20 protein-coding genes are annotated in these 23,330 nt (G+C 69.3%); 15 read left to right on the top strand and 5 right to left on the bottom strand.

Annotation, left to right across the window (positions count from 1 at the left end):
- Positions 1 to 31: 31 nt before the first annotated feature.
- Entirely contained in the window at positions 32 to 499 is a 468-nt protein-coding gene (locus ABN028_RS24870; RefSeq protein ID WP_349698311.1) for a PaaI family thioesterase, read from the bottom strand.
- Positions 500 to 559: 60 nt separating this feature from the next.
- On the opposite strand from ABN028_RS24870, the gene ABN028_RS24865 reads away from it, so the two are divergent.
- Positions 560 to 1,318, top strand: coding sequence for a phosphoglyceromutase (locus tag ABN028_RS24865; protein ID WP_349698310.1), 759 nt, complete (start codon positions 560 to 562; stop codon positions 1,316 to 1,318).
- Positions 1,319 to 2,446: 1,128 nt separating this feature from the next.
- Positions 2,447 to 6,178: an ABC transporter ATP-binding protein gene (locus ABN028_RS24860; RefSeq protein ID WP_349698309.1), complete on the top strand. Its 3,732-nt coding sequence runs from the start codon at positions 2,447 to 2,449 to the stop codon at positions 6,176 to 6,178.
- A gap of 99 nt (positions 6,179 to 6,277) precedes the next feature.
- Here the strand turns inward: ABN028_RS24860 and ABN028_RS24855 are convergent, their stop codons facing one another.
- Both ABN028_RS24855 and phoU read right to left on the bottom strand, forming a co-directional pair.
- Positions 6,278 to 6,730: a ribosomal protein L7/L12 gene (locus tag ABN028_RS24855; protein WP_349328155.1), complete on the bottom strand. Its 453-nt coding sequence runs from the start codon at positions 6,728 to 6,730 to the stop codon at positions 6,278 to 6,280.
- Between the two features lie 77 nt (positions 6,731 to 6,807).
- On the bottom strand, positions 6,808 to 7,461 hold the full coding sequence (phoU, locus tag ABN028_RS24850; protein ID WP_349328154.1) for a phosphate signaling complex protein PhoU: 654 nt from the start codon (positions 7,459 to 7,461) through the stop codon (positions 6,808 to 6,810).
- Positions 7,462 to 7,596: 135 nt separating this feature from the next.
- Here phoU and ABN028_RS24845 point away from each other — a divergent pair, with 135 nt between their 5' ends.
- Positions 7,597 to 8,904, top strand: coding sequence for a sensor histidine kinase (locus tag ABN028_RS24845; protein ID WP_349698308.1), 1,308 nt, complete (start codon positions 7,597 to 7,599; stop codon positions 8,902 to 8,904).
- Positions 8,901 to 9,581, top strand: coding sequence for a response regulator (locus tag ABN028_RS24840; RefSeq protein WP_349692741.1), 681 nt, complete (start codon positions 8,901 to 8,903; stop codon positions 9,579 to 9,581). Before ABN028_RS24845 ends, ABN028_RS24840 begins: the two co-directional genes overlap by 4 nt.
- A 34-nt stretch (positions 9,582 to 9,615) precedes the next feature.
- Here ABN028_RS24840 and ABN028_RS24835 read toward each other — a convergent pair whose 3' ends face one another.
- Both ABN028_RS24835 and ABN028_RS24830 read right to left on the bottom strand, forming a co-directional pair.
- Positions 9,616 to 10,152 carry a hypothetical protein gene (locus ABN028_RS24835; protein ID WP_349328151.1) on the bottom strand — a complete coding sequence of 179 codons (537 nt, stop codon included), beginning with the start codon at positions 10,150 to 10,152 and terminating at the stop codon, positions 9,616 to 9,618.
- Positions 10,153 to 10,263: 111 nt separating this feature from the next.
- A complete protein-coding gene (locus tag ABN028_RS24830; protein ID WP_349698307.1) occupies positions 10,264 to 11,166 on the bottom strand; it encodes a helix-turn-helix domain-containing protein in 903 nt (300 codons plus the stop codon).
- Between the two features lie 93 nt (positions 11,167 to 11,259).
- On the opposite strand from ABN028_RS24830, the gene ABN028_RS24825 reads away from it, so the two are divergent.
- The 11 genes from ABN028_RS24825 (at position 11,260) to ABN028_RS24775 (ending at position 23,121) form a co-directional block, all read left to right on the top strand.
- Complete coding sequence (locus ABN028_RS24825; RefSeq protein ID WP_349328149.1) at positions 11,260 to 12,045, top strand: phytanoyl-CoA dioxygenase family protein; 786 nt, start codon at positions 11,260 to 11,262, stop codon at positions 12,043 to 12,045.
- Between the two features lie 202 nt (positions 12,046 to 12,247).
- The gene (locus ABN028_RS24820) at positions 12,248 to 12,733 is read left to right on the top strand and encodes a CarD family transcriptional regulator (protein WP_349328148.1); all 486 of its coding nucleotides are present in this window, start codon (positions 12,248 to 12,250) and stop codon (positions 12,731 to 12,733) included.
- A gap of 129 nt (positions 12,734 to 12,862) precedes the next feature.
- Entirely contained in the window at positions 12,863 to 13,576 is a 714-nt protein-coding gene (gene ispD / locus ABN028_RS24815; protein ID WP_349698306.1) for a 2-C-methyl-D-erythritol 4-phosphate cytidylyltransferase, read from the top strand.
- Positions 13,577 to 13,602: 26 nt separating this feature from the next.
- On the top strand, positions 13,603 to 14,091 hold the full coding sequence (gene ispF / locus ABN028_RS24810; protein WP_349698305.1) for a 2-C-methyl-D-erythritol 2,4-cyclodiphosphate synthase: 489 nt from the start codon (positions 13,603 to 13,605) through the stop codon (positions 14,089 to 14,091).
- A 54-nt stretch (positions 14,092 to 14,145) separates the two neighbouring features.
- On the top strand, positions 14,146 to 15,228 hold the full coding sequence (locus ABN028_RS24805; protein WP_349698304.1) for a DUF2207 family protein: 1,083 nt from the start codon (positions 14,146 to 14,148) through the stop codon (positions 15,226 to 15,228).
- A gap of 131 nt (positions 15,229 to 15,359) precedes the next feature.
- A complete protein-coding gene (locus ABN028_RS24800; RefSeq protein ID WP_349328144.1) occupies positions 15,360 to 17,216 on the top strand; it encodes a M48 family metalloprotease in 1,857 nt (618 codons plus the stop codon).
- Positions 17,217 to 17,249: 33 nt separating this feature from the next.
- A complete protein-coding gene (gene cysS / locus ABN028_RS24795; protein ID WP_349698303.1) occupies positions 17,250 to 18,713 on the top strand; it encodes a cysteine--tRNA ligase in 1,464 nt (487 codons plus the stop codon).
- Between the two features lie 90 nt (positions 18,714 to 18,803).
- Positions 18,804 to 19,796, top strand: coding sequence for a 23S rRNA (guanosine(2251)-2'-O)-methyltransferase RlmB (gene rlmB / locus ABN028_RS24790; RefSeq protein WP_349328142.1), 993 nt, complete (start codon positions 18,804 to 18,806; stop codon positions 19,794 to 19,796).
- 104 nt (positions 19,797 to 19,900) lie between these two features.
- The gene (locus ABN028_RS24785) at positions 19,901 to 20,899 is read left to right on the top strand and encodes a sialidase family protein (RefSeq protein WP_349328141.1); all 999 of its coding nucleotides are present in this window, start codon (positions 19,901 to 19,903) and stop codon (positions 20,897 to 20,899) included.
- Positions 20,900 to 20,988: 89 nt separating this feature from the next.
- Positions 20,989 to 22,185 carry an acyl-CoA dehydrogenase family protein gene (locus ABN028_RS24780; RefSeq protein WP_349698302.1) on the top strand — a complete coding sequence of 399 codons (1,197 nt, stop codon included), beginning with the start codon at positions 20,989 to 20,991 and terminating at the stop codon, positions 22,183 to 22,185.
- 180 nt (positions 22,186 to 22,365) lie between these two features.
- Complete coding sequence (locus ABN028_RS24775; protein WP_349698301.1) at positions 22,366 to 23,121, top strand: VldE C-terminal domain-containing protein; 756 nt, start codon at positions 22,366 to 22,368, stop codon at positions 23,119 to 23,121.
- Positions 23,122 to 23,330 lie beyond the last annotated feature (209 nt).

Genomic DNA, 23,330 nt, shown 5'->3' with positions numbered 1-23,330 from the left:
CCCGGCGGCCGGTGGGTCTGTTTCCTGATGGTTAGTCCTGCGTACCGGCGGAGCGGTCGTCGTCGTTGAGGGTCGCGATCGTGCCTTGAGCGAGGGCGCATTCGGTCGGGATGCCGGAACCGTCCACGACATGGAGCGAACATCCCACCACGGCGAGCCGGCGTCCCGCGTTGACCACCCACGCCTCGGCGACGAGCTGTTCCCCGCGCGCCGGACGGATGTAGTTGATCTTGTACTCCGCGGTCGTCACGGCCGGACCCAGCACGGACCCACCCGCGAAGGTCAGGGCGTTGTCGGCGAGGTAGCTCACCACACCACCGTGGGCGTGGCCGAACTGCTGCAGCAGCCGCGGACCGAGCGGGAGCGACAGCCGGGCCCGGCCGGGCGCGAACACCTCCAGACGCGCCTCCATCAGGACGCTGAACGGCTGCGCCCCGAGCACCTCCCGGCCCAAGGCCAGCATCGCTTCGGGATCGTCCGGGAACGCGGAGTTCGTCATGGGTCCAGTCAAGCCTTCCGGGGGTTCGGGCGTCCACGCGACCGTCGGTAGAGTCGCGGCATGAGTGCAGCGCCGTACCGTCTGATTCTGCTCCGCCACGGCGAGAGCGAGTGGAACGCCAAGAACCTCTTCACCGGCTGGGTCGACATCGGCCTGTCAGCAACGGGCGAGGCGGAGGCCCGCCGCGGCGGCGAGCTGCTGCGTGAGCGCGGGACCCGGCCCGACGTGGTCCACACCTCGGTGCTTCGCCGGGCCATCCGGACGGCCGAGATCGCGCTGGCCGAATGCGACCGCGACTGGCTGCCCGTCCGCCGGAGCTGGCGGCTCAACGAGCGGCACTACGGCGCGCTGCAGGGCAAGGACAAGAAGCAGACTCTGGAGGAGTTCGGCGAAGAGCAGTTCATGACCTGGCGACGTTCGTACGACACGCCGCCCCCGCCGCTCCCCGACGACGCGGAGTTCTCCCAGGTGGGTGATCCGCGCTACGCCGCTCTCCCGCCGGAGCTGATGCCGCGCACGGAGTGCCTGGCCGATGTGGTCGTCCGGATGCTGCCGTACTGGTACGACGCGATCGTCCCTGACCTGCGGGCCGGTCGGGTGGTCCTGGTGGCGGCGCACGGCAACTCGCTGCGTGCACTGGTCAAGCACCTCGACGGGATGAGCGAAGACGCCGTGGTCGGTCTCAACATCCCGACCGGGATCCCGCTGGTCTACGACCTCGACGAGTCGATGCGGCCCTTGGCGACCGGTGGCGAGTACCTCGATCCCGACGCCGCCGCAGCGGCGATCGAGGCGGTCAAGAACCAGGGCCGCAGGTAACCGTCGCCGTCCCTTCGAAGCCGCGCTCGCCCTTGGACGCCGGGACCCGGTCCCGCGCCGTAAATGACCACGCTGAGCAGGTCTCTGGTAGCAGGGACGGGTGCCGATGCCTCGCGCTCGACCACAGACATGGGCAGCGTGGTCATTCGCCGGCCCCCGAGGGCGCGCCTTCCCGGGTGAGGAATCTCAGAATCTTCGCAAGTCTCCGCAACCGGTGATCGAGGTGAGACGTTGTCGGTCATGAGGGCCGGGGAGGGGCGGGCCTCCGGACCGGCCGCAAGGTCGCGTCTGGCGGCCTGAACCCCTTCGAGGTTTACAACGTCCATCATGTGAAAGCCGGTCGCGATCACCGATGGGCGCGGTTAACCTCGATGCGTACGGACGATGCAGTCCACTTCGGCTTTCCGCCAGCTAGGTCTTGTTCGAAACCACCAGCAGCATGAGGTGCGTGCGCGCCATGTCAGCGTCACTCCGGACGCTTCGTAGGATTCCCGTCGGCCGACCCGCAGTCCATCACTACCCGCGCATTCCCGCGTACTTCTTCCCGTCGCGCCTGTGACAGGAGGTGCCTGGCGCGCGCATCCATTGAGTGGGTGTGGCGAGGTCAGGTCAGGAGCGGGGCTCGGCGGCACGTCCGCCTGACGGCACTCGTCCTTCCATCGGTTCTCAAAAGACCCGGCGATCGTTCCTAGCTTCGGCGAACTGATCGGTCCGGCCGGTTCACCATGCCAGGCGCCACGTTGTCCGAGTTCTCTCGTCCTTGGGCGAGATACCTCTGGCCATGTGGCCGGGCCGGTGGGCCGCGTCCGGAGACGTGGTGGAGAACACCTGGCGGAACGACGATCCGTCGATGTGGAAACGTGCCCATCCACCGCACCTGACCGGCGATCTCCCTGCACACGCTCGGCTTCGGACCACTCGCTGACGGCGGGGGTGCCGCGCGCCGTGACAATCGCCTGTCCCAGATCTCCGCCGCCGTCGGCGGGAAAGAACACCGTGTTTACCTCAGGTTCCAGACCACGAACCCGCCCTAGACCCAACCTGCCCTCGCCGCGCAACCCGCACCAACTGGCTGTGCGTACGCCGGAATCCCCAACCAATGGAGGGGAAACCGCGGGCAAGGGCTGGATGCGCTGGTTGTCTCCCTATCTCGGCCGGCACAGGCGACTTGTCGCGGTGTCCCTGATTGCCGCCACTCTCTGGACGGCGGCGCTCGTCACCGCCCCCCTCCTGCAGAAGATCGTGGTCGACGACGCGATCATCGAGCACAGCAAGCCGGTGCTGCCCTGGGTCGCCGCACTGGTGTCCATGGTGCTGCTACGTGCCGTCGCCAGTGGGTTCTGGCGCGAGACCGGCGGCCGGCTGAGCATCCATGTCCAGAACGACATCCGTGACGACCTCTACGCCCACCTGCAGCGGCTGGACGCGGCCGCGCACGAACGCATGCAGAGCGGCCAGCTGGTCTCCCGGGTCAACTCCGACCTCGTCCTCATCCAGCAGGCGGTAGGCCTGTTGCCGCCCGTGCTCGGCACCGTGCTGCAGGTGGTGCTGGCGCTGTTCATCATGGCGACGCTCTCGCCCCTGCTGGCGTTGGTGTTGTGCGGCGTCCTCATCGCGTTGGTCGTCATCGCCAGGCGCCTGCACATGCGGGTGTACGCGGCATCATGGGACGCCCAGCAGCGTGAAGCGGACATGACGACCGTCGCCGAAGAAGCGATCACCGGCGTCCGGGTCGTGAAGGGATTCGGCCAGGAGAAGGCTGAGCACGAACGGTTCGTCGAGTCGCTCACCGGGATGTTCCGGTCCCGGGTCCGGGCGATCCGTCAGCGGGCGCCCTTGCTCGCGACGCTGCAGGCATCCCCCCTCGCCGGACAGGTCCTGGTCCTCGCCCTCGGGGGATGGCTCGCCCTCCACGGGCATGTGACGGTCGGTACGTTCTTCGCGTTTCTTGCGTACCTGGCCGATCTCAATGGTTCGGCGCGGATGCTGGCGATGGTGCTGACGCTGGTGCCTCGCGCGCGATCGGGGACGGAACGGATCGCCGAGGTGTTCGCCGTCCAGCCGGAGGTGGACACCCGGAAGTCCGACTGTGACATCCAGGGTCGCGGTCCCCGCCGTGGCGGCATGGGGAACGGCACCGTCGTGGCGGATGCCGACGGGCCCGCGGCTGCGCGCGGAGCCGACCAGCAGGTCGCCCGACGAACGGAGGAGCCGGCCGACCAGCGCGGGGCGTTCGTGTCGTTCGACCACGTGTCGTTCACCTATCCCGACGGGCCGCGGGCGCTGGACGAGCTCTGCCTCGACGTACTCCCTGGCGAGTCGGTCGCGATCGTCGGGCCCACCGGCTCGGGCAAGTCGACGGCCCTGCAGCTCGTACCGAGGTTGCGGGACGCCAGCGCCGGCCGGGTGCTCCTCGATGGTGTCGACGTCCGCGACCTGAGCCTTCCCGAGGTGCGCCGGCGGGTCAGCATGGTCTTCGACGAGGCGATGCTGTTGTCGGGGTCGATCCGCGACAACATCGCGTACGGCCGATCGGATGCGACGGACGAGGAGGTCGAGAAGGTCGCGAAGATCGCGGCCATCCACGACTTCATCGTCGGCCTCTCCGAGGGCTACGACACCGAGGTCGGCCAGGAGGGGCTCAGCCTGTCCGGTGGGCAGCGGCAGCGGATCGCGCTCGCCCGGGCGCTGCTCGCCGACGCGGACGTCCTGGTTCTCGACGACGCGACGTCCGCGGTGGACGTGCATGTCGAACGCCGGATTCTCGATGCCATGCAGGAGATCGTCGCGGGTCGCACCGTCATCGTCGTGGCCTACCGTGAGTCGACTGTCCAACTGGCCGACCGGGTGGTGCTCGTCGACGGCGGCAAGGTCGTCGACGAGGGTACGCACGACGAGTTGGTGGAGCGGTCGAGTCTCTACCGGGCGTTGATGTCGGAGATGCCGGACCACGCCGACCACGACACCGAGCCGCGTCAACCCGAGCTTGCCGACGGCGAGGCGGCCGTGACCGCGCAAGCATGGCAGCCGGCCGAGCAGCAGGTCGATCCCGTTCGGGCAAGGGTCGGCGATCCTGTCTCGCCCGAGCTCCTCGCGGCGCTCGCGCAGCTGCCGGTCGCCACCGAACGCCCCGGCATCGACGTCCTGCACGAGTCGACCCGCCACGAGGGGTTCAAGCTGTGGCAGATGGTGCGTCCGCAGCGCTGGCCGATCCTGTTCGGGCTCGCGCTGTTGCTCGTCGACGCGCTCGCCGTCCTCGCCGGTCCGCTCCTGGTGCAGAACGGCCTGGAACAGGCCCTCGACAACAAGTCGTTGACGTTCCTGTTCCTCACCTGCGGGGTGTTCGGAATCGTCGCGCTGATCTCCGGTTGCGACGTCTGGGCAACCCACCTGGTGACGTCACGGACGACCGAACGCATTCTGTACGCCTTGCGGATAAGGCTCTTCGCCCATCTGCAGCGGCTCGGGATGGACTACTACGACCGTACGCATGCCGGCCGGATCATGACCCGGCTCACCTCCGACGTCAACGCCGTCGCGGAGCTGATCCAGGCGGGACTCACCAACGCGCTCGTCGCGATCGTGACGTTCACCGGGATGACCGTGGTGTTGCTGGTGCTCAACCCGACGCTGGCGTTGGTGGTGTTGGCGGTGATCCCGCCGGCGACCGTCGCGACGATCAAGTACCGCCGCATCGTCGGTCCGGCGTACGAAAGAGCACGGGAACTCAACTCCGCGCTCAACACCTATCTGCACGAGACGCTCGCCGTGCTGCCGGTGACGCAGGCCTTCCGTCGTGAGGCGGCGAACCTCGCGCACTTCCGGGGCCTTGCCAAGCAGCAGTACGACGCGCGGGCGACGAGCAACCGCGCCACCGCCGCGTACGTCGCGTTCATCGAGGTGCTGGCCGGACTCACCGTGGCGGCGACGCTGCTCGTCGGTTGGCGGCTCATCTCGGCGGGCGAGCTGGAGGTGGCGGAGTTGCTGCCGTTCCTGCTCTACCTGGCGCTCGCGTTCGCGCCGATCCAGCAGATGGCGACGGTCTTCGACGTGTACCAGCGGGCGAAGACCGGGGTCACAAGGATCTCCGCCCTGCTCGCCGAGGAGGTCAGCGTGCCGCGGCCGGAGCAGCCGGAGGAGGTCGGTGAACTCACCGGCGACATCGAGCTGCGGGGCGTCACCCTGCAGTACAACGGCACCCGCAAGCCCGCCCTGCGTTCGGCGGATCTGCGGATCGGCGCGGGCGAACGGGTCGCCTTCGTCGGCCAGACCGGTGCCGGCAAGTCGACGATCGCCAAGGTGATCACCCGGTTCTACGACGCGACCGACGGGCAGGTCGAGGTGGACGGTACGCCGGTGACGCGGTTCGACCCGTCGGCCTACCGGCAGTCGATCGGGTACGTACCGCAGGAACCGTTCCTGTTCTCGCGAACCATTCGCGACAACATCGCCTACGGAACGCCGGACGCTTCCGACGAACTCGTGGAGGCGGCCGCCCGGGCCGTCGGCGCGCACGAGTTCATCGCGCAGCTGGACGGTGGTTACCTGCACGAGGTGCAGGAGCGGGGCAAGTCGCTCTCGGCCGGGCAGCGGCAGCTGCTCTGTCTGGCCCGCGCGCTGGTGCTGGATCCGCGGGTGCTGGTGCTCGACGAGGCGACGTCCCACCTGGACCTCAAGTCCGAACGCCGGGTGGAGCAGGCGATGCGCAGCGCGGCGGCCGGTCGTACGACGATCGTCATCGCCCACCGACCGCAGACCCTGCGGTGGGTTGACCGGGTCGTCACCGTGCACGACGGCCAGGTCATCGCCGACCAGGACACGGCCGACTTCCAGTCCACCCGCCTCGCCGCCGTGTCGTAGCGACGCCAGGACCGACGTCTTCTTGTCGGAGGTATCTCGTCTTCAGGGTGAGATACCTCCGACAAGGCTCGGCCGGGGCGGGCTGAGGCCCGAAGGGTCCTAGAGGGCGCGGACGAACTTCTGTGAGTCGAGGATGCCCATCCCGGTCTCGTCGCAGACCAGCCGGATGGCCTCGGTCTCGCGGCCGACGACGCGTAGGGCGCGGGCACGCTCGGCGAGGTCCGGGGTTCCGGTCGTCGCGGGCTGCCCCTGGTGCGGCTGGTCAGCCTCGACCGGCACCACCTGGCCTTCGGCGGAAGGCGGACGGTGGCCACGCTGGATCGCCTCGGCGAGGGACTTCGCCTCCGCAAGGCCGAGGCCGGTCGCCACTCGGAGCTCCTTGATCGCCATGATCTTCTTGTTCTGGAGCAGCAGCCGGAGCACGGTGTCCAGGGCCGCCGGCTCGACCGGAACCGACAGCACGTCACGTGCCTTCGGACGCTTCCGCCAGGAAAGGACGCCCACCAGGAAGCAGATGGCCACGATGCCGCAGAAGATCAGTACGCCGTCCACCCGGCGATGCTAGCGACCTTCCTGCCCGACCGATTCCGCCCTGTGCGGGTCGCCTTCACACGAAGTGGCGAGGCCGTTCAGGGCGTACGCGCGGGCACGTCGCCGGTGACGAGGTAGATCACCCGGCGGGCCATCGAGACCGAGTGGTCGGCGATCCGTTCGTAGTAGCGCCCGAGGAGCGCGATGTCGACGGCAGCGGCCACTCCGTGCGGCCACGACGCGTCGAGCATCTTCGTGAACAGCTCCCGCCGCAGCTGGTCCATCTCGTCGTCCTCGCCCACCAGGTCGACCGCGCGGGCCACGTCGGAGCCGCGCACGGTGGCGGAGACCTTGCCCACCATGCGTTCGGCGACCGCACCCATCCGAGCGATGGTCTCCTTGAGCTCGTCCGGGATCGCGCACTCCGGGTAGCGCATCCTGGCGATCTTCGCGACGTGCTCGGCCAGGTCGCCCATGCGCTCGAGGTCGGCGACCATCCGCAGCGCCGCGACGAGGGCGCGGAGGTCGCTCGCCACCGGCTGCTGGAGCGCCAGCTGTTCGAACGTCTGTTCCTCCACGAGCGCCTGGAGCCGGTCGATCTCCGCGTCGGCCGCGATCACCTTCTCGGCTTTCCGGGCGTCGGCCTCGAGGAGCGCGGCGGTGCCCTCGCGGACCGCCGTCTCCACCAGTCCCGCCATCTGGACGAGCCGGTCGTTCAGGTGCTGGAGTTGCTCGTGGAATGCCTCGCGCATGCCGAACACCGTAAGTGATAGCGGGTCACCGAGCGAACGACCAGCCTGAACACGCGGTGAACTCTGGCCGTCGGACCGGTGCCCCACCCGGCTGGGGGCGCACACTTCCCCGCCGGCCGCCTACCATCGGGAGCTGTGGACGCGACGCTTGCCGCCCTGCTCGGCGGCCTGGTCGGCCTTGCCATCGGTGGTGTGGCCGCGTTCTCGTTCCGGTTCTCCGAACGCGCCCAGGCCCGTGCCCCCGAGCGTCCTGACCCTCCCATTCCGCCCGATGTGGCCAAGGTCCTCGCGGTTCTGCGTTCGGCCGCGGTCGTGGTGGGCCCGCAGGACGACGTACGCCATGCCAGCGCCCCCGCGCGGTCTTTCGGACTGGTCCGGGGCACCCGGATCGTGACCGGGGAACTGCTCGACCTCGTACGCAAAGTCCGCAGAGATGGCGAAATCCGGCAGTGTGACCTGGAGATTCCGCGTGGCCGGTTCGGCCACAACGTCCTGTCCGTCTCCGCCCGGGTCGCCCCGGTGGGCAGCGAGCTGATCCTGATCCTGGTCGAGGACCACACCAAGGAGCGCCGAATCGACTCCATCCGCCGCGACTTCGTAGCCAACGTGAGCCACGAGCTCAAGACCCCCATCGGCGCCCTGACCCTGCTGGCGGCGGCCGTCCAGCACGCGGCCGACGACCCGGACGCCGTACACCGGTTCGCCGGTCGGATGCAGATCGAGAGCGACCGGCTGACCCGGCTGGTCCAGCAGATCATCGAGCTGTCCCGGGTCCAGGCCGACGACCCGGTGGAGGAAGCCGCGGCCATAGCGCTCGACGACGTCGTCGACGCCGCCCTCGACCGGTGCCGGGTCGACGCCCAGGCCAAGCACATCGAGCTTGTCCATGCCGGCGTTCGCGACCTCCACGTCTCCGGCAGCATGCAGCAGTTGGTGATCGCGGTCGGCAACCTCGTCGAGAACGCGGTCGGCTACAGCCCGGAACACTCCCGGGTCGTCGTCGACGTCCGCCACAGCGCGCCGGACGACCATGATCCGGAAGGCTCGGCCGGTTTCGTGGAGCTCGCCGTGAGCGACCAGGGTGTGGGCATCCCGCAGCAGGAGCTCGACCGGGTGTTCGAACGCTTCTACCGGGTCGACCGGGCACGGAGCCGGGCAACCGGTGGCACCGGGCTTGGCCTGTCCATCGTCAAGCACGTCGCCGCCAGCCACGGTGGTGCCATCGCGGTCTGGAGTGTCGAGGGCGAAGGCTCCACCTTCACGATCCGGCTGCCGCTGCGCGGCGACACCGCCACGAGCGGCGACTCTGGCATGACCGGCGACTCTGGCATGACCGGGACGCTGCTGCCGGCGCAGGCCGCCCAGCCCGAGCCCCAATCCGAGTCCCAACCCAAGCCCCAGTCCGAGGCAACTGACGTACGCCAGAAGGAGGCAACCCGGTGACTCGTGTTCTCGTCGTCGAAGACGAGGAGAGCTACAGCGATGCGCTCTCGTACATGCTTCGCAAAGAAGGTTTCGAGGTCGCGCTCGCCGGTGACGGCATCGTCGCGATCGAGGAGTTCGAGCGCGGTGGTGCCGACATCGTGCTGCTCGACCTGATGCTGCCGGGGGTGCCGGGCACCGAGGTGTGTCGGGAGCTGCGGCGCCGTTCCAACGTCCCGGTGATCATGGTGACCGCGAAGGACACCGAGGTCGACAAGGTGGTGGGCCTCGAGCTGGGCGCCGACGACTACGTGACGAAGCCGTTCAGCCCGCGGGAGCTGGTCGCGCGGATCCGCGCGGTTCTCCGCCGCGGCACGGAGGTCGGCGAGATCATCCAGGCCGTGCTCGAAGGTGGGCCGGTACGCATGGACGTCGAGCGGCACGTCGTCACGGTCGGCGGTGGGGACGTACGCCTGCCGTTGAAGGAGTTCGAGCTGCTGGAGATGTTCCTCCGCAACACCGGACGGGTGCTGACCCGGGGCCAGCTCATCGACCGGGTGTGGGGGGCTGACTACGTGGGCGACACGAAGACGCTCGACGTCCATGTGAAGCGGCTGCGGGCCAAGATCGAGCCGGACCCGTCGGCGCCCCGGCACCTGGTGACAGTGCGCGGGCTCGGCTACAAGTTCGAGGTCTAGCCGACCCGGCCGCGTTCCACGGTCGGACGGCTTGCTAGGGAGTTGCTGGCTTCGACGGCGCCGGCACCGTGGCGAACGGCCCCTCACGGCTCACCACGAGGACGTTGAGTGTCACCGTTCCGGCCCGTCGGAAGTCGAACGTCAGCGGCACGACCACACCGGCCCGTACGGCTCGCCCGGACAGCGTGGCGGGCGTCGCCTTCCCCTGACTGGTGTCGACGCCCAGCACGCGGATACCCCGGCCCCGCAGCGGCAGGGGGGACCGGCCGAGCGTGGTCCGGCCGCCACGGAACCGTACGGTCTCCAGCGCGTCGTCGACGGAGCTCTGGTTGAGGATCGTGCCGACGAGCGTGGCGCTCCCGTCGACCGCCGAGACGGCGACGACGCCCCGGAGCCGGAGTTCGTCGGTGTCGGCGTGCACTCCCTGGCCTGGTGTGTATGGGTCCTGCGTCTCCGCTCCGATGCTGGCCTCGCAACCGGCGAGCGCGAGCGCGGGCAGGATCACGGCGATCAGGCCGGCGGCGGCCAGGCTACGGCCCAGGCCAGGACGGCTGCTTCTTGCTGACTGCACGGTGGCGCTCCCCCTCGTCGGCTCGCACCCGGAGCGCTCGCCAGCGTATCGGGGAAACACCGGCGCCGACCGGAGCTGATCCCGGCGCGCCCACGCTCAGTCGCGGTGTTTTCACGGAACGAACGCCCGCCGCGCCCGTGCCCGGAACTCCCGGGGGGAGAGGCCCTCGGCCTGTCGGAACCGGCGGGTGAAGTACGACTGGCTGGCGAAGCCGCACCGGTGGGCGATCTCGGTCACCGTGAGGTCCGTCGTGGCGAGCCAGGTGCAGGCGCGTTCGAGCCGGAGGTCGGAGACGAACCGGGTCGGCGACGTGTCGTAGTGCCCGCGCATCGTGCGGGACAGGTGCGCCGGGCTCACCCCCGCCAGTTCGAGCAGCCGGGGTACGCCGCCGCGAAGGTTCGACTCCCGTCGCATGGCGGCCCGGGCGCGCACCAGCCAGCCTGGTCGGGTGCCGGGTTCGAGAGCACCGCTCTCGCCGTCACCAACCCCGCCGCCGCTGCCGGCTCCCATGGCGCCGCCGGCACAGAGGAGATCGACGACCTCGGACCAGAAACGTACGAGGTCGCGCATCGTCGGCGCGTCATGGAAGCGGGCGAGCGCCCGGTCGAACGACGTACGCATCACCGTCCCCTGCTTGCCGGTCAGTGACACGAGGGGCGGTTGTGCCCGCCGGTCCCACGCGCCGTACGGATCGGCGTGGCTGAGGTCGACGAACGCCCGCCAGGCGTCGGCGGGAAAGGCGACGTTGACGAACCCCAGCCCACCAGAGGTCCGGCCGGCGATGGCGTGCTCGTCGTGTGGCCGGATGAGAACGATGTCACCCGGCGCGAGCGGTTGAGTCCCGGTCTCGAGGTGCTGTTCGCCGCGGCCGTCGACCACGCCCATGAGCTCGTAGAAGTCCGCGTGCCGGTGCGGGCCGGTCAGGGCCGCCCGTGGACCCAGCCGGACGTGTGCGGCGTGGTAGGGCCGGCCGAGGGCGTGGGCCTCGAAGCGGAGCACGGTCGAGGCTGGCATATCAAGAGATTACATATTTCTGCACGATGAGTGCTATCGGTCGGCTTTCGGTCGCCCGACGATGAAGGTCACGACTCGAGGAGGGATGTGCCGATGAGCCTTCAGGCGACCGAAGATCACGAGATCATCCAGCGCTACGACGAGACCGGCTACGCCATCTTCCGCAAGGTCATCGACGCGGATCTGATCAACGAAGTACACGCCCACGTCGACTGGCTGCAGGCCCGCAATCCCGAGCTGCGCCCCGAGAACCTCGGCCACGTGCTCATGCGCGACGACCCGTTCTGGGTACGCCTCATCGCAGACGACAGGTTGCTCGACATCGCCCAGATGTTCATCGGCCCGGACATCGCGTTGTTCGCCTCGCACTACATCTGCAAGCCGGCGTACTCCGGCCAGCCCGTGCTCTGGCACCAGGACGGTGCCTTCTGGCCGCTGGAACCCATGCGGGTGGTGACGTTGTGGCTCGCGGCCGACCCGTCCACGCCGGAGAACGGTTGCGTACGCCTCGTGCCGGGAACCCACAAGCTCGACGTGGCGGGCATGCGCGACAACACCGAGGTGGAAAGCGTTCTGGGCAAGGAGATCGCGGTCGACATCGACGAGGACGCGGCCGTGGACGTGATCCTCGAACCAGGTGACGTCGAGGTCCACCATCCGCACATCGTCCATGGGAGCAACGCGAACACGTCGCCGCATCGCCGGTGTGGCCTCACCATCCGCTACATCCCCACCACGACAAGGATCGTGACCGATGACCCGCCGTGGGCGAGCGCGTTCCACCTGCGGGGTGAGCCGGGGGTCAATCCGTACCAGCCGCGACCGCGGTACGTGGCGGGCAAGCACCTGCCGTTCGCCGGCTGTGAGGAGTGGTCGTAAGCCGTCGCCGAGTCGCCGCCATGGCCGCGGCCAAGTCGGCCCGCGAGACCGTGACGGAGCCGTCAAGCGGACTCGTTCACCTGCGTGAACACGATGATCGGCTTCTTGTCAAGCCCACATCCCGGCCCTGACCTGCGGAAACGTCGAGGGCGTCCCGATCGCCCCGTGTTACCCTTGTCACCAAGGAAGGGGTACCTGACATATGACTTTCAAGGTCGGCGAGACAGTGGTGTACCCCCATCATGGGGCGGCCGTCATCGATGACATCGAGATCCGCAAGGTCAAGGGCGAGGACAAAACCTATCTAGTTCTCCGCATTGTGGCCCAAAGCGATCTCGTCGTCCGTGTCCCTGCAGACAACGTAGACCTGGTCGGGGTTCGCGACGTGGTCGGTCAGGACGGGCTCGAGAAGGTCTTCGAAGTCCTGCGCGCGCCACACACGGAGGAGCCGACCAACTGGTCGCGACGCTACAAAGCCAACCTGGAGAAGCTCGCCTCGGGCGACGTTATCAAGGTGGCCGAGGTTGTCCGTGACCTCTGGCGCCGGGAGCGTGACCGCGGCCTGTCCGCGGGTGAGAAGCGCATGCTCGCCAAGGCTCGTCAGATCCTCGTCTCCGAGCTCGCGCTCGCCGAGAACACCAACGAGGACAAGGCCGAGACGCTTCTCGACGAGGTACTCGCCTCCTGAGGTTCGTCCGCATCGGCCCCGGCCTTTCGAGGTCGGGGCCGATGAGCTGCCCTTCCGCCCTGTCGCTCGTTCCCTTCCTTCCATTCCTCGCCAGTCGGCGCCCTTGACCCTTTCCTTGTCAGTGATGCCATGAGAACCGCCGCGATCGTTCCTGCCGCCGGGCGTGGTGAACGCCTGGGTCCTGGCCGTCCCAAGGCGCTTCGCCTGTTGGGCGGTGCCCCGTTGCTCGTCCACGCCGTCCGCGCGTTGGCGCGGGCCCGGGGTGTTTCGCTCGTCGTGGTGGCCGCGCCTGGTCCCGATGTCCCGGCGGTCGAACGCCTGCTGGCCGATTTCGAGTGGGGCGCCGACGTCGAGGTGGTGCCGGGTGGGGAATCCCGACACAGCTCCGTCGGTCGCGCGCTCGCCGCGTTGCCGGCCGACGTCGATGTCGTGCTCGTCCACGACGCCGCGCGCCCGCTGGCGCCGCCGGAACTCGTCGAGGCCGTCGCGTCCACCGTCCGGCAACGTGCCGACGCGTGTGTGCCGGTCGTCCCTCTCACCGACACGGTCAAGGAGGTCGCCGCCGACACGGTCCTACGCACTCTCGACCGCAGCCAGTTGCGGGCGGTCCAGACACCGCAGGGGTTCCGCCGGGCGGTGTTGGCGAAGGCGCACGCCTGGGCCGCGGAGGCCTCCGCCGAGGAACTCGGCGCGATCACCGACGACGCCGGCCTCGTCGAACGCCTCGGTATCGCGGTGACGGCGATTCCTGGTTCGGAGGAGGCGTTCAAGGTGACCCGGCCGCTCGACCTGGTGCTGGCGGAGGCCCTCCTGGCCCGACGACGAGCCGACGGCGCCCGCTGACGCACGGGCGTGGGAAGGATCCAGACGTGAGCGACGGACTGCCCAGGGTGGGGATCGGCGTCGACGTTCATGCGTTCGCTGCCGGCCGGCCGATGTGGGTGGCCGGGCTGGAGTGGCCCGACGAGGAACTCGGCCTGGCCGGTCACTCCGACGGTGACGTGGCCGCGCACGCCTGCTGCGACGCGCTGCTGTCCGCCGCCGGGCTGGGCGACCTGGGCAGCCAGATCGGGACCTCGGATCCGGCGTGGGCCGATGCCCGGGGCGCCGACCTGCTCGCCGAGATGGCCGGCCGGGTGCGGGCAGCGGGGTGGCGGGTGGGGAATGTCGCGGTGCAGGTCATTGGCGTACGACCCCGGATCGGGTCGCGCCGGGAGGAGGCCTGCCAGGTCTTCAGTGCCGCCTGTGGTGCCACGGTGACGGTCTCGGCGACGACGACCGACGGGCTCGGGTTCACCGGTCGCGGCGAAGGTCTCGCCGCGTTCGCCACCGCGCTGGTCCTGCCGGCGGCCAGCTAGTCACCTAGTTCGACGAGGGCGCCGGGCACTCGGCGCGGACACTACTGTGTGCGCATGAGGGGGCCCGACCAACCGCTCGACGATGGCGGACCACTCGCGCACGCTTTCTCCGTGACCCCGGTGTCGGTCAGCCTGCTGCTCATCGTCCTCGCCGTCGCCGGGGGCGCCGTGCTGGCCTTGTGGTGGACCAGCGGGCGAGACGCCCGGGTGCCGCGGCGTCCTGCGTACCACCCGATCAGCGAGGAGCCGTCGGGCGAGGTGCGCTTCGTTCCCCCGGACGGGGTCCGACCGGGCCAGCTGGGCACGGTCGTCGACGAGAGCGCCGACGTCGTCGACATCGTGGCGACCGTGCTGGACCTCGCGGTCCGTGGTCACGTGGTGATCGAGGAGCTGCCACGCCCGTCCCCTTATCGCCGGCCGGACTGGGTGATCCGCCGTACGCCGGAGAGTGGCGAGGGCGATCTCGCGCCGTACGAACGGGTCCTCCTCGCCCTGCTCCTGGGCGGCCCCGGCGACGATCGGCACATCCGCAGGGACAACGGCACGCGCAGCGTCGCGGTCTCGGCGTTGGCGGGACGGTTCGCCGACGGCCTGCGCCAGATGCAGGAGCAGCTCTACGCCGATGTCCACGCGAAGGGCTGGTTCCGGCAGCGCCCGGACGCGGTGCGTTCGCCCTGGACGACGGCGGGTGGGGTGCTTTCCCTGGTCGGTCTGGTGGCCACCGTCGGACTGGGGTACGCCGGCCTGGGTCTGGTCGGGCTCGGTGTCGTGCTCGCCGGCGGGATCCTCGCGTGGGGCGGCGTGGTGGCACCGGCGAGAACCGCGCGCGGCAGCGCCCTGCTGAGCCAGTTGCACGACCTGCGCGGCTACCTCGAACTGGCGCCCGGCTCCGAACTTCCGGACACGTCGCGGGCGGAGCTGGTCGCGCGGATCCTTCCGTACGCCCTGGTGTTCGGCCTGCTCGACCGTTGGGCGCGCATCTTCGCGGCTTCGGGACGGCCGGGCGATCCCGACGCCGGCCTGCAGTGGTACGACCCGCCGCAGATGTGGCACCGGATCGACGTACCTGACTCGTTGGACGCGTTCGTCACTACGCTGTCGGGCGCGATCTCGACCTCACGCCGGTTGCGACTCTAGATGTACCCGGCCAGCACGTTGGTCACAGTCGGCTGATCGGAGGTAGCCAGCCGCCCTCGACTATGGACACACTCGGGCGTACGACGTGAAGAACCCGCTACTCTCGCCGCCGGGAGGGAGGCAGGAGACAGATGACTACCGGGTGGCGCGCAGCGGTCGCGGTCTCGATGCTGGCGGGGTTCTACGTTCTGGCGTTCGCGGTGATCGGGGGATTCGCGTTCGCGGCGTACTACATCGCGACGCACGCGAACGGCGGTACGCAGATCGTCCTCGCACTCCTCGCCGCCGCCGCCGCGATCGTGGTCGGCCTGGTCAAGGCGCTGAAGCGTCCCCCGTTCACGCCACACGGCGTGCCGCTGCACGAACGTGACCAGCCGCACCTGTGGGCGATGGTGCGGGACCTGTCGGAGCGGGTCGTCACCGGTCCGCCGGACGAGATCTGGCTGGTACCCGAGGTCAACGCCGCCGTCACCGAGGACGCGTCGCTCCTCGGTCTGCGCAGCGGCCGGCGCTACATGCTGATCGGGTTGCCGCTGTTGCTCACGATGAACGCCGACCAGATGCGCGCGATCCTCGGCCACGAGCTGGGCCACTACTCCCACGCCCACACCAGGCTCGGCGAGATCAACTACCGCGGCCGGATCACGATCGGCCGGACGATCGAGCAGCTGCGCGACGGGGGCATCACCCGGACGATCGTCCGTAAGGTCTTCGAGCTGTACGCGCGGCTGTACTTCCTGGTGGAGAACACCGTCAGCCGGCAGCAGGAGCTGGAGGCCGACCAGGCGGCGGCCGCGGTCGCCGGCAGACACGCGATCCAGACCGCGCTGCGGGAGCTGCCGGTCCTGCTCGCCGCGTGGAACTTCTACCTGAAGAACTACGTGACGTGGGCGCTCGACTACGGCATCGCCCCGCGTGGGGTGTTCGCTGGTTTCCCGCGGATGCTGCAGGCCCGGCACGGCGAGCTGTCCCGGCTGCGGGGCGAGGAGCTCGACGAGCGGACGTCGCGTTGGGACAGCCACCCGTCGACGCCGGAGCGGATCGCCGCCCTGCAGGGCGCGCCGGAGATCGGGACACACACCGACCCGCGGCCGGCCTGGCGGATGCTCGCCGGGATCGAACGCCTGATGGTGGAACTGGAGGAGGCGGTCCTCGACTTCGGTGACCGCCAGCTGCTCGACTGGTCGTCGTACACCGCGCAGGGTGTCCTCGCCGCCGAGCAGCGGCGCGCGGACGGCATGTACCGCGCGTTGTCGCGGGTGACCGGTCGTACGCCCGAGTCGTTCGAGACGATCCTGCGGGCCGCCGAGGCGGATAGGTTCGGCGAGCTCTACGACCTGATGGTGCAGGCCAACGCACCGCAGGGTGGCCTGGTCTCGGTGTTCACCATCGCGGCGATTCGCAGTGGGATGGTCCGGGTGGAGCATCGGTGGGACCGCTCGCCCCGGTTGCTGTTCGCCGACGGCGAGGAGTTCGACATCAAAGCGGTCCTGGAGACCCTCGAGTCCGGCCCGAACGGCGCCACCCGGGTGCGGGCGTGGCTGCGCAAAGTCGGCATCGACATCGCGCTGGCGGCGCCACGGCAGGCACGGGCCGACGCCAGCGGCGCCAATGTCGTCGGTGCGATGGCCAACGTCAAGGTCGGCAAGGACAGCATGGATCTCCTCATCACCGACGAGGGACTGGTCTTCACCCCCTGCCCCAAGGCGACCGACCAAGGCAAGAAGCGGTTGACAGAGCTCGTCGGAAGTCAGCCCGTCGCCCAGCTGGCGGCGCGGCCGGAGAACCTCTGGATCCCGTTCGAGGAGATCGCTTCGGCGACCATGCACCGGATGATGCCGCTCAAAGCGGCCCTGGCGCTGCACAACGGGTCGACGTACGACATCCAGGAGACCCTCTCCGGGGAGGAGCTCGGCAAGTCCAGCGACACGCTTCGGCAGGTGATGCAGAATCTCGGCGCGCGCACGGCTGAGGCCGGCCGAGCATGATCGACGGGGCGCCCCCTGGGTACCCTGGGCGACATGAACCTGCGCCTGTACGACACGCGCACGCGTGCGATCCGTGACTTCGAGCCGCGACAGCCCGGCAAGGTCACGATGTACGTCTGTGGCGCCACCGTACAGAGCCCGCCCCACGCCGGACACGTGCGGTTCGCCGTCGACTTCGATCTGCTCCGTCGCTGGCTGCTGCACCAGGGCATGGACGTCGCATATATCCGCAACGTCACCGATATCGAGGACAAGGTCCTCGCCAAGGCGGCGCTCGAGAAGACGCCGTGGTGGGAGCTCGCCTACCGGAACGAGCGCGCGTTCTCCGAGGCGTACGACCTGCTCGGCTGCCTCCCGGCCACGCTGGAGCCGCGGGCGACGGGCCACATCCCGGAGATCATCGCGCTGATCCAGCGGCTGATCGACGCCGGGCACGCCTACGCGAGTGGCGGTGACGTGCTGTTCGACGTGCGGTCGTTCGCCGACTACGGCGCGCTGTCAGGTCAGCGGATCGACGAGGTCCAGCCGGCGGGTGACACCGAGAACGTCGAGGCCAAACGCGACCCCCACGACTTCGCGCTGTGGAAGGGCGCGAAGCCCGGCGGGCCGTCGTGGGACACCCCGTGGGGTCCGGGCCGGCCGGGCTGGCACATCGAGTGCTCGGCGATGTCGACGAAGTACCTCGGGCCGGAGTTCGACATCCACGGCGGCGGTCTCGACCTGGTGTTCCCCCACCACGAGAACGAACGCGCCCAGTCCCAGGCGGCAGGTGACCCGTTCGCCCGCTACTGGCTGCACAACGCCTGGGTGACGGCGGCCGGGGAGAAGATGAGCAAGTCGCTGCCCAACTCCGTCCTCGTCTCCGAGGTCGTCCGAAGGGTCCGGCCGGTGGAGCTGCGGTTCTACCTCGCGCAGCCGCACTACCGCTCGATGGTGGAGTACTCCGAGGAGGCCCTGCAGGAGGCGGCCGCGGGTTACCAGCGGTTGGAGAGCTTCGTCCTGCACGCCGTGGAGTTCGTCGGCGAGTCGGTGGGTGCGGCTCCGATCGACGACCGGCCTGCGGTGCCCGGGGCGTTCACGGCGGCGATGGACGACGACCTGGGCGTTCCGCAGGCGCTCGCCGTTGTCTACAACGCCGTCCGCGAAGGCAACTCCGCGCTCGCCGCCGACGACAAGGAGGCGGTGCTGGCGCGGCTGGTCGAGGTACGTTCCATGCTGTCGGTCCTGGGTCTCGACCCGATGGACCCGCGCTGGCGGGAGACCGGCGGTGCGGACGAGTCGCTGCGGTCCGCGGTCGACGTGCTCGTGCGGGCGTTGCTGGACGAGCGTGAGCAGGCCCGGGCCCGCAAGGACTGGGCGGCCGCCGATGCCGTCCGCGACCGCCTGCGCGCCGCCGGGATCGACGTGACCGACACTCCGCACGGTGCGCGCTGGAGTGTCGCCAGCCACCGGGTGGCGAGTCAGCAGGTGGCGAGCCAGCCGCCGGAGAGCGAGTGAACGTGCCCGACCTCGCCTTGTTGGAGGTTCGTCGCTGTAGAAGGCGACATTCCTCCCACAACTCGCCGTCCCGATCCTGCGGAGGATGCCGTGCCCGGTAACGACAGGCGCCGGGGCGCGGTCCGCAAACGCGCCTCCGGCAACCCGACGGCCGGCTCGGGCGGTCGGCGAAAGCGCGGCCTCGAAGGCAAGGGCCCGACACCCAAGGCGGAGAATCGTCCGTACCACAAGGCGTACAAGCGTGCCCAGGCGACGAAGGCGGCCGGGAAGGGCGCCGGTGCACGTGGCTCGGGTCGGCGGCCCGACTCGGGTCCGGGTCGGCGTTCCGGTGCGGGCGAGCGGGCCGAATGGATCGTGGGCCGCAACCCGGTTGCCGAGGTGCTCCGGGCCGGCGTTCCGGTCAGGTCCGTGCACATCGCCGAACGCATCGACCGCGACGATCGGGTCCGGGAGATCCTCCGCCTCGCGGTGGACAAGGGCCTGCCGTTGTCCGAGGTGACCCGTACCGAACTCGACCGGCTGACCAGCGGTGCGGTACACCAGGGCGTCGCCGTGCAGGTTCCGCCGTACGCCTACGCCGACGCCGACGACCTGCTGCAAGGTGCCCTTGACAGTGGCCGGCCGCCGTTGCTGGTCGCGCTCGACGGGGTCACCGACCCGCGCAACCTCGGTGCGGTCGTTCGTTCGGCCGCGGCCTTCGGTGCGCACGGTGTGGTGGTGCCCGAACGCCGGTCCGCCGCGATGACCGCCTCGGCCTGGAAGGCGTCGGCAGGTGCCGCGCTGCGCGTGCCGGTGGCCCGGGTGGTGAACCTCACCCGGGCTCTTCGTGCGTACCAGCAGGAGGGTCTGATGGTGGTCGGTCTGGCCGCCGATGGAGACGTGACGATGGCCGAGGTCAAGGAGCTGGCCGAGCCGGTCGTCCTGGTGGCGGGCTCAGAGGGGCGAGGGTTGTCGCGGTTGGTCCGCGAGACGTGCGACCAGCTGGCGCGGATCCCGATCGGACAGGACGCCGAATCGCTCAACGCCGGGGTCGCCACGGGAATCGCGCTCTACGAGGTCGCCCGGCGCCGCGGCCTCCGCTGACGCGCATCGTCGCAGCGCACGGAACAATCCTGGGGACCACCACAGGAACGCTCATCGAGGTAGCAGGAAACGGGACCGCCCACTGAACACGGAGGAGCTCCCGGGTGGCACGGGTCAGCAAGGAGTTCGTGGTCGTCGACGACCCGAGGTTTCGGGAGTGCCATGCCTCGACCGTCCTCCCGCTCGGCGAGCGCCGGCTTCTCGCCGCGTGGTTCGGCGGCAGCAGAGAGGGCGCGGGTGATGTGGCGATCTGGCTCGCCCGCAGGGCGCCGGGGCGCGGCTGGTCCCGCCCGGTCAAGGTGGCCGACGAGCCTGACCTCCCACACTGGAACCCGGTGCTTTTCCGGGCACCTGGCAGCGCCGAGATCTCCTTGTTCTACAAGGTGGGGCACCGGATCCCGGCGTGGTACACGAGGGTCATCCGGTCGACCGATGACGGTTACACCTGGAGTGAGCCGCGCGATCTCGTCGCCGGCGATGTCGGCGGCCGTGGTCCGGTGAAGAACAAGCCGATCGTGCTCGCCGACGGATCATGGGTGGCACCGGCCTCCATCGAACGTGAACACACCTGGGACGCGTTCGTCGATCTGTCGTACGACGAAGGACGCAGTTGGCGGCCGAGCCGGCTCGTGCCACTCGATCACGCGACCTTTCCCGGCAAGGGAGTCATCCAACCGACGCTGTGGGAGTCAGCACCCGGCGTGGTGCACATGCTGCTGCGAAGCACCTGCGGCTGGGCGTGCCGGAGCGACTCGACCAACGGTGGTCACACCTGGAGCCCGGCGGTGACGACGGCGCTGCCCAACAACAACAGCGGTCTCGACCTCGTACGCCTCGACGACGGCCGGCTGGTGTGCGTGCACAACCCGGTCGGAGTGCCGTCCGGTCCGCGTACGCCTCTGGTGGTCGCGAGCTCCACCGACAACGGCACCAGCTGGGTGCGGGACGCTGTGATCGAGGACGAGCAACCGCCCCTTGACGGTGAGTTCTCCTATCCCGCCGTGGCGGCGGACACGGAAGGGGTCGTGACCACCTACACCTGGCGGCGGCGCGGCATCGCCTGTGCACGCGTCGATCTCGATGCCGAACCGGCGAGTCCGTGACAGAGTACGCAGGTGAGGCGCGGGTTGACCCCGCGCCCGTTCGATCGACGTGCCCCACGCCGGACTGTCGGTAATGTCGCGGAGGACCGATGCGGACCGAACGCCTGCTCCCCACCAGCGAGGCCAACGACCTCCTGGCACTGGTCCGGGAGATCGCCACGCAGGAGCTGGCACCGGCCGTGTCGGAGGCCGAAGCGGCGGCGAAGTTCCCGCGTGAGGTGTTCCGGCTGCTCGGAGGCTCCGGCCTGCTGTCGTTGACGTTTCCGGAGGAGTACGGCGGCGGCGCCCAGCCGTACGAGGTCTACCTGCAGGTGCTGGAGGAGTTGGCGTACGCCTGGCTCAGTGTCGCTGTCGGCGTGTCCGTGCATTCCCTCGCGTGTTCCCCGTTGCTGGCGGCGGGAACGCCGGAGCAGCGGGCCGAGCTCCTTCCCCGGTTTCTGTCCGGCGAAGTGCTGGGCGCCTACTGTCTGTCCGAACCCCAGGCCGGTTCCGACGTGAGTGCCATGACCACCCGAGCGGTGCGCCCTGATGGGCGTATCGAGGATGGCGACGCCAGCGACGCCAGCGGCTCTTCGGCTGCTGGGTCGGACTACCTCGTCGACGGGACGAAGGCCTGGACCACCCATGGCGGTGAGGCGGACTTCTACACGTTGTTCGCGCGTACATCGGCGGATCGTAGGAAGGGAATCAGCTGCTTCGTGGTCGACGCGGGCGTCGAGGGGCTGTCCTTCGGCGCTCCGGAACACAAGATGGGACTCACGGCCTCCCCGACCACCACGGTCCATTGGGACGGGGTACGCGTCCCCGCCGCGCGACGGATCGGTGCCGAAGGCGATGGCCTGAAGATCGCACTCGCGGCCCTGGACAGCGGCCGGCTGGGTATCGCCGCCTGCGCGGTCGGGCTCGCGCAAGCCGCCCTTGACACCGCCGTGGAGTGGGCGAAGCAACGCGAACAGTTCGGCAAGCCGGTGATTTCCTTTCAGGGCTTGGGATTTCTGTTGGCCGAAATGGCGGCTGCCGTGCACAGTGCCCGGGCGACCTATCTCGATGCGGCGCGGCGCCGCGACCGTGGACTGGCCTACAGTACGCAGGCCGCTATCGCCAAACTGGTCGCCACCGATGCCGCCATGAAAGTGACCACAGACTCCGTTCAGGTGCTTGGCGGGTACGGATATACGCACGACTTTCCGGTGGAGAGGTTCATGCGCGAGGCAAAGGTCCTGCAGATTTTCGAAGGGACCAACCAGATCCAACGTGTCGTGATCGCCCGCGACCTTGCCCGCTGAGCACCGGAGCGCACCCGCCACGCAAAGCGATAGTCCTCTCACGTCGGGGCTTCTGCGGGCGCGGCGGCAGGTCATGCGGGTTGCCCAAACATGCCTTCAGCCGGCTGCCGCCGCGCCGAATCCTCCGGTGAGCTGTGGGATATGGACAATGCGAGATCGGGCGGTACGAAGAGCTCCCGGGTGGCCAGGCGCAGTCTCTTGTCGGTAGCCGCCGCCGGAGTGGTGCTTTGGCCATGGGACGCCGTGTTCGCGGACAGTCGGGTCCCGGGGTTCCTTCTCGAACGGTCGGCGACCAAGGGGACCCCCGCAACAGGGGCGAGCCACGCGGTGGAGGTGGCTCAGGCGGTGGAGGTGGCTCAGGCGGTGGAGGTGGCTCAGGCGGTGGAGGTGGCTCAGGCGGTGGAGATCGGCCGGGCAGCGGAGCCGACCCGCGCGGCCGCGGCCACCTGGCAACGGCGCATGCCGCCCACGCCGTCGTTCCCGGCCACGATCGATGCGTACGCCCGCTATCAGGGTGGTACGACCTGCAGTCCGACCAACAAACTCGGTCCGGCCGCGCTGAAGAACATCGTGATCGAGACGTACGGGAACCGGGCCTGGAGCATCGCCCGGCCGTGCTCGAGCTCCAGCATCAACGAACACAAGGAGGGCCGTGCGCTCGACGTCGCGTTCAACGCGTTCAACGCGTCGAGCCGGAAGAACGCCAACGACTTCCTCTACTGGCTGCTGCGGCCGGACGTTCACGGCAACCGGCACGCGTTCGCCCGCCGGCTCGGGATCATGTACGTCATCTGGAACCGGAAGATGTGGCGGGCGTACCGGCCGGACGCCGGCTGGCTGTGGTACACCGGCTCCAACCCGCACACCGACCATATCCACCTCAGCTTCAGCTGGGCTGGTGCCCGCCGCGAGACAACCTGGTGGACCCTCCGCTAGAAGCACCACCTTCTCGTGATCATGAAAGGTTTTGTCGGCGTATCTGCCGCTTTTCCTTCATGATCATGGTCACTGTCGGACGTTGCCGCAGGTCGCGCCGGACGCTCGCAGGTCATTCCGGACGTTGCCGCAGGTCGCGCCGGACGCTCGCAGGTCATTCCGGACGTTGCCGGAGGTCACTGTCGGACGCTGTCGGACGTGGCCGGAGC

The sequence above is a fragment of the Actinopolymorpha sp. B17G11 genome, assembly GCF_040196095.1.
Taxonomy (GTDB): Bacteria; Actinomycetota; Actinomycetes; order Propionibacteriales; family Actinopolymorphaceae; genus Thermasporomyces.
Note: the sequence above shows the minus strand (reverse complement) of the source record. Positions and strands in the feature narration are given on the sequence as shown.